At 48.8% G+C, this 12,092-nt stretch carries 8 protein-coding genes; 1 reads left to right on the forward strand and 7 read right to left on the reverse strand.

What is annotated here, in order from left to right:
* Positions 1-581, reverse strand: a 581-nt coding sequence (locus ACI351_RS00715; protein WP_439733341.1) for a lipoyl synthase, incomplete at its 3' end; no start/stop codon positions are given.
* A 58-nt stretch (positions 582-639) separates the two neighbouring features.
* On the opposite strand from ACI351_RS00715, the gene ACI351_RS00720 reads away from it, so the two are divergent.
* The gene (locus ACI351_RS00720; RefSeq protein ID WP_439733342.1) at positions 640-2,718 is read left to right on the forward strand and encodes a SpoIID/LytB domain-containing protein; all 2,079 of its coding nucleotides are present in this window, start codon (positions 640-642) and stop codon (positions 2,716-2,718) included.
* A 7-nt stretch (positions 2,719-2,725) separates the two neighbouring features.
* On the opposite strand, the gene ACI351_RS00725 is transcribed toward ACI351_RS00720, so the two are convergent.
* The 6 genes from ACI351_RS00725 to ACI351_RS00750 form a co-directional block, all read right to left on the reverse strand.
* Positions 2,726-3,283, reverse strand: coding sequence for a type IV pilin protein (locus ACI351_RS00725; RefSeq protein ID WP_439733343.1), 558 nt, complete (start codon positions 3,281-3,283; stop codon positions 2,726-2,728).
* Between the two features lie 186 nt (positions 3,284-3,469).
* A complete protein-coding gene (locus ACI351_RS00730; RefSeq protein ID WP_439733344.1) occupies positions 3,470-5,326 on the reverse strand; it encodes a hypothetical protein in 1,857 nt (618 codons plus the stop codon).
* Position 5,327: 1 nt separating this feature from the next.
* Positions 5,328-6,383, reverse strand: coding sequence for a hypothetical protein (locus ACI351_RS00735; RefSeq protein ID WP_439733345.1), 1,056 nt, complete (start codon positions 6,381-6,383; stop codon positions 5,328-5,330).
* A 165-nt stretch (positions 6,384-6,548) separates the two neighbouring features.
* Positions 6,549-8,297, reverse strand: a complete 1,749-nt coding sequence (gene aspS, locus ACI351_RS00740; protein ID WP_439733346.1) for an aspartate--tRNA ligase — start codon at positions 8,295-8,297, stop codon at positions 6,549-6,551.
* A complete protein-coding gene (gene hisS, locus ACI351_RS00745) occupies positions 8,294-9,523 on the reverse strand; it encodes a histidine--tRNA ligase (protein ID WP_439733347.1) in 1,230 nt (409 codons plus the stop codon). The genes aspS and hisS overlap by 4 nt, the downstream gene beginning before the upstream one ends.
* 418 nt (positions 9,524-9,941) lie before the next feature.
* Complete coding sequence (locus ACI351_RS00750; RefSeq protein WP_439733348.1) at positions 9,942-12,053, reverse strand: hypothetical protein; 2,112 nt, start codon at positions 12,051-12,053, stop codon at positions 9,942-9,944.
* Positions 12,054-12,092: the final 39 nt, after the last annotated feature.

Genomic DNA, 12,092 nt, shown 5'->3' on the forward strand with positions numbered 1-12,092 from the left:
TTTTTGCTTAACTCCAAGACTTTCAGCGTTCGCTCATACTTCGCGCCGATACGCACGGAACCGTACAATTCCGGCACCGTTTCCACATTATGTGCAAGCACGTTCGGCGAGGCCTCCAGCACAGTTTTTAACGCCTCTAAATTTCCTTGTAAATCCGAAATAAGCGGTTCCACTTTTACGTCCGGAGTAGTTTGATGAATGGACTCAATCACGCGTGCGAAATGGGCAGCTCCGCCGTCGGGCAAATCATCGCGGGTGGGCATCGTTAAAACGGCATAGCGGATTCCCCACTCTTTCACGGCGGCGGCTACGCGGGCGGGTTCGTCGTCCTGCGGGGGCAGCGGTTTGCCGCGCCCTACAGCGCAAAAACGGCAGCCGCGCGTACAGATATCGCCCAGCACCATAAATGTCGCGTCCCCGCAATTAAAACATTCCCCTCTATTGGGGCATTTGGCCGCGTGACACACCGTATGAAGCGTATGGCGCTTAATGGAATCTTCCGCCCCCAGCGCAACGGAAGTTCGCAAGGCCGCCTTGTTGCGGCCGACTAACTCTTTAAGCCATTGAGGAATCGAATTCATATATCCTATTATACTAAAAAGGCATTATGATATAATAAGAGAAAAAGGGACGGACTGTGTGAAAAAATTCCTTTTTAAAATTTTATTTTTTTACTTTTTCTTCCCCGCCATTCCGGCTGCAGCGGACGTGCCCCAAACGCAAGCAGATCGCCTGAAAGAAGCGGGCGACTTATACTTTTCCTATGAACCCGAAAAGGCGCTAAACGCTTATATCAACCTCTCTAAAGAAACCCAAAACAAACAAGCTTTTCTAAATGCGGCCTATATTGCTATGGAGCAAAATGAACCCAAAAAAACAGTGGATATCGCTACTGCCGCTTACCGAGCCCACCCGCAAGACCGCGAAATTATTGAAACCGCCGCCGAAGCCTATTTGGCCGATGGACAATACGCAATCGCGGAGAAACTGCTTTCCGAACTGCCTGACGATCCTGCCCGCACGGAATTTTTATCTATCAATCTGGCCCGCGCACAAATGGGCTTAGGCGAAAATGATCTTGCCAAATATAACCTAAAAATGGCCGCACGCGGCAAAACGCACACGGCTTTGTCCAATTATTTATTGGGGCTTTTATACGAAAAGGACAAAGACTATCAAAACGCCGCCGAAGCGTTTAAAAAAGCCTCCGTCTACGACCACCAGTTTATTGAAGCAAAAAAACATTACGGCGCCGCATTAGAAAAATTAGGTAATTACAACGAAGCCTACCGCCAGTTCCGGATGATTTACTCCTCCGACAAATCAAGCCCCGAAGTGGCCCGCGCCCTCGAACGGCTCCGTCCGCGGCTAACACGCCCCGAAAAAGAAATTACCGGCGGGAAAGAACTCCTTAAACACACATTTGTAAAACCCGTCATCCCCCCCGCCGGCACGCGGGAGATAAAAGTGGGTCTCGGAATGCGCCAAAACGGCAAGCCCTCCGTGCGTGACAAGATACACTTTCTTCCGTCACACGATTTTACGGTAACGGATGCGGCGGGAAAAGTTATCGCCCGAGGAAAAGCGCGGGAAAGCTGGGTGGCCGTCCTGCAAAGCGGAAAGGCGCACTTATCGGCTCCCAACGGCAAAAAATATCCGTTCTCCAAATCTGTTACAGTCGTTCCGGTTTCACACACGGAAGGCGAAGGCCATACGATTATCGTTAAAAGCGTAATGAGCGGAGCGGGAATGACGTGGGCCAGCGTGGACGATAAAGAATACCGCGGCAAACTGCAAATTTTACATAATCCCCGACAAAACACCCTCGTACCCGTCAACATCGTCAATATGGAAGAATACCTGCAAGGTGTTATTTCCTCCGAAATGCCGACCAAATTTCCGATGAATGCACTGCGCGCCCAAGCCGTACTTGCGCGTACATACGCATTAAAACATCTGGGCAAGCACCGCTCGTACGGATACGACGTGTGCGATACACAAAACTGCCAAGTATACGGCGGCGTAAGCGCGGAAAGCGAACGCGGAAATGCCGCAGTAGAATCCACAATGGGAGAAATGCTAAACTACCAAAACAAGCCGATTGAAAGCGTATTTTCGGCTAACTGCGGCGGCATTACGCAAAGTGCAAAAGAAGCGGGCTGGAATGAAACGCCCTATTTAAACCCCGTATCAGACTATAAAGATTTTGATTTTAACAATCTGCAGCCGTATCATTTTAAGGAACTCTTGCAATACCCGCACGACGCCTACAGCCGTTATGATAAGCACGTCAGTATGGCGGCCTACCGCTGGACGCGCGTGGTAGATGAAGAGGAACTTCGCGCTGTTATCAAAAAACAAAAAAAAGACATTGGTAAAATCACGGCCTTGATTCCGCTTCGGCGCGGGCGCTCAGGTTATGTAAGCCGCCTTTTGGTAAAAGGAACCAAAGGTACCGTAACGCTTAATAAAGAAAACGTCATCCGCAATAATCTCAGTTTGGGAATGCTCCGAAGCAGTTATTTTATTGTAGAACCCCACTACGAAAACCGCGAATTAAAATACTTTGTGTTTTACGGCGGCGGGTGGGGCCACGGCGTGGGATTCTGCCAGACGGGCGCGGCGGGAAGAGCCGACGCAGGACAAGACTACAAAACCATTTTACACCACTATTTCCCACTGGCGGAGTTTGCCAGCGCGGCACAAGAAGAAGACTAAAAAAAGGTTAAGGAATTTCGTACATCATACAGCCTTCTGACATGCCGTCCCCATTACAAGCGGAAAACCCTTGCGCGCCGCCGCTAACGGAAGAACATACCTTACGGCTGGTTGCATCCGCATACGCCACGCAAAAGGACTTTCCCGCCGACGTTGGGCTGTGGTCCATATAGACGGCAAATCCCAAATGTTCCCGCTCGTGATAAGCATATACGCGATTTCCCGTACTGCCACACGCATTACCCACCTCTAATAAGCCCCCGCCGGGCAGCGTAATATCTCCGTTCGCCTCTATCCGCGCTCCGGCGGGAGGAGTAATATCTAAAGCATAAAAATCGCACGTATACTCGCCGTTGGACATATAATAAATTTCCTGTGCGTCTTTTACGGCTTTTACTATCGTTTGCATTTCCGTTAACCGCGCCTTGCGTACCGCCGTCTGATACTGCGGCAGCGCAACAGACGCCAAAATACCGATAATCAAAACAACAACCAATAATTCGATTAAGGTAAACCCTCTTTGATTAAATGCTGACATCAATTCAGCACAACGGCTTTTCGTCATATTTACTCCCTTACTTGGAATTATTCTTAATTTATCAAAAAAAAAAAACGGGTCAAGGGGTACCCTATCTATCCCTTTCTCACCGCACGGATTGGAGCTTAAACAGTAAAAAAAACAAGAACGGGCAGGAAAGTACCTCCTGCCCGTTCTTGTGGTGCATTCTAAAGATAATTATAGTTGTCTTATCTATTGCCCTCCGCCGAGCTGCCGCTGTGCACGCTCCTGCAAAGCGGCGATACGCCGCTTCTTTTCATCGGTTGGCAAGTCGGACTCTGAAACCTCATTAATCCGGTGGAACATATCTTGTAAAACAGGCCGCGCCAGACGTTCAAACGCCGCTTTTTCTTCGGGGGACGCATTGACCACCCCGGGGTCTTTCATCAGTTGTTCCATTGTAGAGTTAACTTGTTCTTGCTCGCGCGCTTCGCGCATTTCGGGAGATTTTTGCAAGGCCTCTATTTGCGCATTGGTATCTTGGCGGATTTCCATCATCTTCTTCTGTTTGGCGGAAAACGGCAAATTACTGTGCATTACTTCGCTCATACGCGCTTCGTGCTGGTCGTAAATGGCGCTGACGGCTTCACCGCCCGTTTCCCCATACATACGCGTGGCCAGCTCCAGTTTTTCGCTGCGTTCCCGTTGTAAATCTGCAGACGCGGCTGCAATCGTTTTTTCGTCAAAATAATGTTCTTTCGGCAATGTCTTACCTTCTTCTTCATCTTTCAGGGCCTGCTCTACGCGGAGGCGTTCCATTTCGTTCTCGGCGCTTTGAAGTCCCTGCAATGATTGACCGTTTTGCAAAAGCATTTGTTCTAAATCTTTATGTAAGGCGCGTTGGTTTTCCAACTGTTGTTTATAATACTCTTCTTCCGAAAGCCTAGCCAGCGCAAGCTGCATATCTTTTTCCCGCCAAGATGCCAAAATATCCCCCGCCTGCCCTGCGATATCCGCGCCGTAGGCTTGGGCTAATTGGTTTTTAAACGTGCTATCTTTTGCTTCGCGCTGTTCTTTAAATTCTTTTAACGCATATTTCTGTCCGACTTTTTCCAATTCTTTTTCATATTTTTGGCCAATCTCACGCGCCTTTTGTGCCGCCAGCTCCTGCGTTAATCCTTTCTGCGAAAGCGCGCCCATCAGTTCCTTTTGGTATGCGTCCATTACCTTGCCGGCTTCATCGGCTGCTTCCTTACCGAAGGCACCGTTCATACTATTCATAATGCCCGTTTTTTGTACGTTCATCTGATTTGCCACGCTTGCAAACGGGCCAGCATCAGCAGAATAGGAAGAATTACGCTTAAGGTATTTTTCGATATTAGCATCCTTACGGCTCTTGGGAAGCATAGCCTGCAATACGGCGCGTTCCACACGGGACGAAAGCCCCGTCAGCTGACGTTTTAAAGACGCGGCGGCTTCGGGCGTAAGCGAAGCCAAATACGGGGAGAAGGTATGGGCAGACTGCTCCTGTATAGTCGGACGGGCCACGCCAGTAATCCCGCCGCGCGTACTATTTTGCCTAAGCGCACCATAAGCACTTGACTCAGAAGAAACGCCCCCACCGCGTGCGCGTGATACAGATGAAGAATAACGGAGCGCACCTTCCCGTCCGCCATACCGTTCAGAAGACGGCAACTGCGCCTCTACGTTGCGGGGCACGGACTCCCCGCCGTAAGACGATTGGTTTCCCTTCCTCAAATGATTCGTTTGTCTGGAAGAGGAGTAGCCCCCTCCCGCCCCCAAAACATTGCCTTTCCGTCCATAACGCCGCGCAAATTGCACTCGTTTGGACTCCGGCGCCAAACCAAGCCCCCCTTCCGCTGTAGAAGGAGCAATCCCCAACAGCTCTTCATTTTTAAGCGATTCCAACGTTCTGTGCGCTACTTCCGGCGGAATAAACCGGCCCCTATAAGCGTCCTCGTTTTTACGGGAAGGAAACAGAAATCCTGCCACAGTATCCATACCGGACATACGCATAAAAGTAAGTCCTAAAGCTAAAAATACGACAATCACAAAAGACAGCTGCAGCAGAAGATTCTTTTTTTCCATATTATTGTAACGAACGCATTTGGTGCGCCGATAAAAGTTTTTGTTCTAATTCTTCATTTAATTTCACTTGCAAAGATGTCATTTCTTCGCGGTAAGCACTGTTTAATGCGTCCAATTTTTCCAGACAATCAGACAGTCTACCCGCTTTAGCGAACAATTTATTCGCCTCATTTAAATAATTTTCAAAAATATCACGTGTTTGAAAGACGGCTTCTTTGCCGTATAATTTTTCAAACATCCGTTCCGCTCGTTGGTGGGCAGAAATCATCCTCGCCGTGAGAACGGAAACCTCCTCTGGCGAAAAGGTTAATGCGGGGTCCCCGTAACGCGCAGCCACTTGTGCAAATGCTTGATCGGCTTCGTGTCCCACGCGGGCAAACTGCGGCTCAAAATCTTCCTCCGTTTTGACGGAAGAAAGTACCAACCCGTAATCGTCGGCCGCTTTCTGTAGAATAGGAAAGGCCTTACGGGCACACAACGGCCCGTAATCGCGTTCCAACAAGACGGCTAACTCTTGAAACGCATTTTTTAACTCAGCTACAGACAAACGTCCCTGCTGTGCGTTCGCGCGAGTCCAACCTTTCGCGGTTTCTTCCTCGCCTACTGCGGAAAACGACTGTACATAACGCGACGTCACTTCCGCTACCCGTGTTTGCATTTCTTCCGGTGTCTGCGCCAATGCTGCGGCGGAGGAAACTTCCTCCTTCAACTGTTCCGCCAACGCCGACATTTTATCCGCCGCACGGCGGGCAAACGAAGCACGAACAGACTCTTTTAACGCCGCACGATGGGAAACCACCGCCTGCGAAATGCGCGTATCGGGCGATTTCGGTAAAAATTCCCGCAACGCTTCCGAGGGAAGCAACGGTTCCGACACTATAGGTTTAGAACGAGACTGTTCAAGAGCGCGCAATTCCTGCCCTTTGGGAATATAGCGTCTTAAATTATAAGAACGGGATGAATTTTTTTTGGGGTGGATATCCTCCTCAGAAGGAGTACAACCGCACAGTCCCGCAATAACAGTAAATAAAGCTAGCCGGCCGAGAAGTGTTTTCATTCTTTCATTATATCCAAAAAGAAAAACTTTGTCACCGTAAAAACAATAAATACTCAAGCAATCCGCTAGAGGACCGAATGTAAGCTGCAGGCTTTGCGGGAGAGTTTACAAAATACGACAACCCCGTGCCATCCGGACGCGGGGTTGTCAGTATACTTGGTTAAACTACTCTTTTATAACCGCAATGCCTAATTCTTTCAACTGAGAATCGTCTACTCTATTCGGAGACTCCGTCAGCGGACAGAAGGCCTGAGCTGTTTTGGGGAAAGCAATGACTTCGCGAATGGAATCTTCACCACACAAAAGTGCGGTAATACGGTCCAACCCAAGGCCAATTCCTCCGTGAGGAGGCGCTCCTGCTTCCAACGCGTTTAAGAGCATACCAAAGCGGATTGCTGCGTCCTCTTTCGAGTGTTTCATCAAAGCCAAAATGCGTTCCTGCACATCGCGGCGGCAGTTGCGCACAGAACCGGAAGCCAACTCGTTACCGTTAAGCACCAAATCAAACTGGTAGGAGCGGACGGAAGCGGGATCGGACTCCAGTTTTTCCAGATCTTCTTCCACCGCCGCCGTAAACGGATTGTGAGCCGCATCCCAGCGGTCCTCTTCCGGAATGTATTCCAAGAGCGGAAAGTTGGTAATCCACGCAAATGCCCATTCCGTCGTTTGCGGCAGACCTTTGACGAGTTCCTTACGAATGACGCCCATAAATTCTTGGCAGATGCGGCGGGTTATGTCACTGCCGACAAAAATAGCGTCCCCCTCCTGTGCGCCGACCGCAGTTTTTAAAGCATTCATTTCGCCCTCGGTAAAGAACTTGGCGGACGGGCCTTCAAATGCGCCGTCTTTTACTTTTAGCCATACAAGGCCCTTTGCGCCGTTTTTCTTAGCGAGTTCAGTCAACTTATCAAAATAACTGCGGGAGTGTTCCGCCCCCTTTTCGCCGCGTACAGCGTAAACCGCACCGCCGGCGGAAAGGAGTTCTTTAAATACTTTAAAACCGGTATTGGCAAAAATTTCACCCACGTTTTTAATTTCCAACGCATAACGCAAATCCGGTTTATCAGATCCGAAACGATCCATTGCTTCATCAAACGGGAGTTTTACAAACGGCGTTTTTAATTCTTTACCCGCCGTTTTAAAAATTTCTTTTACCAATCCTTCCACTATTTCGTGAATATCGTTAATCGTTACAAAGGACATTTCCATATCAATTTGCGTATGTTCGGGCTGGCGGTCAGCGCGGAGATCCTCATCGCGAAAGCAGCGCGCCAACTGGAAATAACGGTCAATGCCGCTGGCCATTAACGTTTGCTTAAACATCTGAGGACTTTGCGGGAGCGCGTAAAATTCGCCGTGGTGGATGCGGGAAGGCACCAAATAATCGCGTGCACCTTCGGGAGTGGAACGCGTCAAAACGGGTGTTTCCACCTCAATAAATCCGTTTTCGTCCAAATACCGGCGGGCAGCCTGCATAATACGGTGACGCAAATAGAGATTTGCGAACATTTTGGGGTTACGCAAATCCAGATAGCGGTATTTTAGACGGATTTCTTCCGCCACGGAACGAGATTTTTCCACATCAAAAGGAAGCGGAATTGACGTATTGAGCAGTTTTAACTCTTCCGCCAATACTTCGATTTCGCCCGTTTTTATATTAGGGTTTTCCGCACCTTCGACACGGCGTTTGACCGTACCCGTTATTTCCACCACATACTCGTGACGCAGCGTAGAAGCCAGTTCAAAAAATGGACTGGACGGTTCTACCACCACTTGGCAGATACCCGTACGGTCACGCAGGTCGATAAACAATACTCCGCCGTGGTTACGGTAACTGTTTACCCAGCCGCATAAAGTTTGTTTGGTGCCCAACAGGGCTGCGGTAACCCCACCGCAATAATTGGTTCTTTTCATACAAGTCTTTTTACCTCATCAGTTAAAACGTCAAAAGAAATCCGTTTTTGCTCACCGCTTTGCAAGTCTTTTAAAGTAATCTCGCACGCGGCCATTTCGTCCGTACCCAAAATCAGCGCATAAGACGCGCCGCAGCGGTCGGCCTGTTTCATTTGGCCCTTAATGTTTTTATCAAAAAGCCCCCCCTCCGTGCGCACGCCCGCTTCGCGCAGGGCTTGCATCAAGTTAAAGGCTGTTTCGTTGCAGGATTTATCCATAGATACGAAATACACGCTTTTGGTTTTCGGGGCTGGAACCTCACCGCGGGCCATAATGACGCGTTCGGCCCCCATCGCCCAACCAATAGCGGGAGTAGCGGGGCCGCCCATATTTTTTACAAGCGTATCGTAACGTCCGCCGGCGGCAATCGCATTTTGGGAGGCATCGCCCGCCTGAAACTCGAATACGGTGCGGGAATAATAATCAAGTCCGCGCACCAGCATTGGGTCTACCTCAAAATCGATTTTTCCCTTAAGAAGCGCCTGCACTTCGTCAAAATGGGCCTGACAGTCAGGGCAAAGCGTCATCACAGGAACACGGCCCGCAAAACGTGCGCCGTCTATTTTACAGTCCAATACCCGTAAGGGATTTTTTTCAAGGCGTGTTTGGCAGTTTTCGCACAATGTATTTTTTTCCTTAGACAAAAAATCAATAAGCGCTTGACGATAAATCGGACGGCATTTGTCGCACCCCAAGCTGTTGATTTTTACTTTGTAATTTTTCGCGCCGAACGCGGACACAATATCCTTTAACATCAAAATTACTTCCGCATCGGCGGCGGGAGCGGAATTGCCCAGATATTCCGCGCCGATTTGTTCAAACTCGCGGTAGCGGCCCGCCTGCGGGCGTTCCGCACGGAACATATTGCCGATATAATAAAATTTTTGGACGGGTGCGTTCTGCGTAAAATTATTTTCTAAATATGCGCGCACCACCCCGGGGGTGCCTTCGGGGCGGATAGCCAACTGGCGGTGACCGGCATCCTCAAACGCGTACATTTCTTTTTGCACGATATCAGTTGTTTCGCCGGTAGACTTAATAAAAAGCTCTTTAAGTTCCACGGTAGGCAGACGCAGTTCGCCAAAACCGTAGAGGGAAAATACGCCGCGGGCGCAATTTTCCAGTTCAGTAAAACTTTTGGATTGGGGTTCAAAAATATCGCGGAACCCTCTTACTAATTTAGCCATATTGTTATTTTAGCATTTTAAAATGCGTTTGACACTGACCCATCCTCGGGCAATTATCTTGCATCTGCAAAGGTGAAACAGGTCGCCCTATGCAAAACGCCCCGCTTACTGCGGGGCGTTTTTATCAAATACTTTTATTTTCCATTAAAAGTTTTCCACTTCGCAACGGCTTCATCACATTTTTTTGTTTTTCCACATTCGCCATCATATTTTGATACCGCTGCCATACACGCTGCTCTTTCTTGCTCAGCTTTTTATTGTCTTTCTGTTTCCTGCGGATAGAATTGAGTGCCACGCGATGATCTAAGAGAAATTTCTCTTTATCCGATTGCGATACTTTTACGTATACCTCCGCACAGACCCGCTTATAAGCGGCCTTTAACTAATCGCTCTTTTTGGCGCGTTCCAAAGCCTCACGTTATTGTTGTGCCTGTCGGCGCGAATTAACAGTATACATTTTTACTTCTTCCGGCGTAAGGCCCAGCTTCTTCATCAACCCTTTTGCTGCGGTTACGTCGCGGGGTTCGTTCCCAAACCAATAAGACTTGTTATACTGCTCCAAACTGGTATTGTCCACCGAATAGAAACGCGAAAAATACTTAAATGCACATTCCGAATGTTTATGTACGGGGCCGTAGCCTCTTTTCAGAGGGATATATGCGTCCGCTTCGTTTGCAATTTTTTGACCGCACACGGAGCAGACCAGTGCCGCAGGCTTGGCCGAAGCTGTCGCCGTTGACGCAGAAGTTGCCGTAGGCGAACTGGGAAGAGATTGTACCTTTGCGCGCGGACGGCCCACAAGAGCAGCTTCCGAAAATTGATCCGCTTCGGACGGAGTTACTGGTTTGAACCCTGACGTCTTTGACGAATTTCCCGCCGGTTTAGTCCCTGTTGCGTTCTTATGTTTTTCAGAAGTGCGCGAAACCACAGAGGAAGCACCCTGCCTTGAAGCCGATCCGCTCTGTTCCCTCGTTGGGAGTGGCAAATCAAGATTCTGGGAAGTAGATTCCAAGTGGATGCCCTCAGCTATAGCTTGGGCACGAAGTTGGCTATATGTCGGCGCGGGAATCTTTTCTCGGTCGTATCCGTATTTGTTGGCATAAGCTTCTACTTTTGACTTGTACAAAGGCTTTTTTCGACATTTAGAGTGCTGATAAAGGATATATTCCTCTACCGTGCGCACCACCTCCTCTTCCGGCGGAATCGGATCATCACACTTTATGCAGCGATGGCGCGGTTTGGCTTCGGATGCTTCTAAATGCACTTGGTAGGGTGTATAGTTGTCCAACACTGCTTGGTTGGCAAAAGAGTTTAGTTTTTCCTCCTCGTTATCCTTCAACAGTTGCTTATATTCTTCCAAAATAGGTTTTGTGGGGTCCTGACGCTCCAACTTGTTAGCCAACGCCCGAACTTTCGAGCGAAGATCCTCTAAATAGTTTACCTTGGCAGAATCCATCAAATTAGCAGTTTTTAACGGGAGAGGCGCAGTATCCACACGGGCGTTCAACGTCTGTATTTCTGCGTTCAACCGATTATATTCTGCATTCCATTTTGAGTAAGATTGTTCAAAAAATAACACCGCATCAATACGTTCTTTGTTTTCCTCAAGTTCAACCGTCGTTCTATAGGGCTGTCCATAAGCATAGTGAACAGAGGAATAGGCGGGGCAAAAACTTTTCCACCCGTTTTTAACGCGATCAGAAACCTCACCTCGTTTGACAGCCATGAAATCCGCCATATTAATAATGCCGTCCACATCGTCGCAGCCGATGGAACGTTTACCCATCATAGAAAACCGTTCCATAGTGCTGATCTCAATCCCCGTCCTCAAAAGTGAAAAATCCTGCGTAATTACCATGTCTTTGGCGAGCCCTTCCAATTTATTCTCATATAAATCAGCCAAGCCCAACAAGTGCCCGATTTCGTGGGCAAGCACGGATTCAGCAGGGCACGCGTTTTCCAACGGAGTCCTACTACCGCTGCTGGGATCAGCAATGTAATGTTTATACCATTTAATCTCGCTATCTACCACAAAAGCCTGCGCACAGCTTTTACCACCATCACCACCGATCCTCAACGTTAAGTTCATACAGGTTTTATCCGTAGAAACGGGGGACGGCACCGACTCTTTTTTACGGCGGCGTTCGGTTGTTTGCTCCCGTGCGGCACCCGGAACGCGAACCTCTAAAGCGATAGGAAAAGACTTTAAAAAATCGTCAAATTTGGCGTGGTCTTCGGAAGACGCTATCGTCCCGCGGACAGTGTTTATCCACGAATTAAATGCTGTTTGAACCGACTCGCGCAAATTGCGCCGAAGCTCGGCGCCTTCATAGCCTGAACGCTTTTGCTCATCGATCACTTTTACCTCCAAACACGGCACGGCCCCCGCCGTTACGAAAGACTCCCCCAAACACGACGGCTTATTTTCTCCGTTCGGGCCGCGGGTTACACATTGGGGCAGCAATCCCCACGCACCGGCAAGAGATGGACATAATACACACGCTAATAAGATAAAAGTAAGTTTGTGCATATAAGGGCTCCAAAATAAAATAGTATATTTTATTATAAT

This window comes from Candidatus Avelusimicrobium sp. (assembly GCF_051874775.1).
Lineage (GTDB): Bacteria > Elusimicrobiota > Elusimicrobia > Elusimicrobiales > Elusimicrobiaceae > Avelusimicrobium.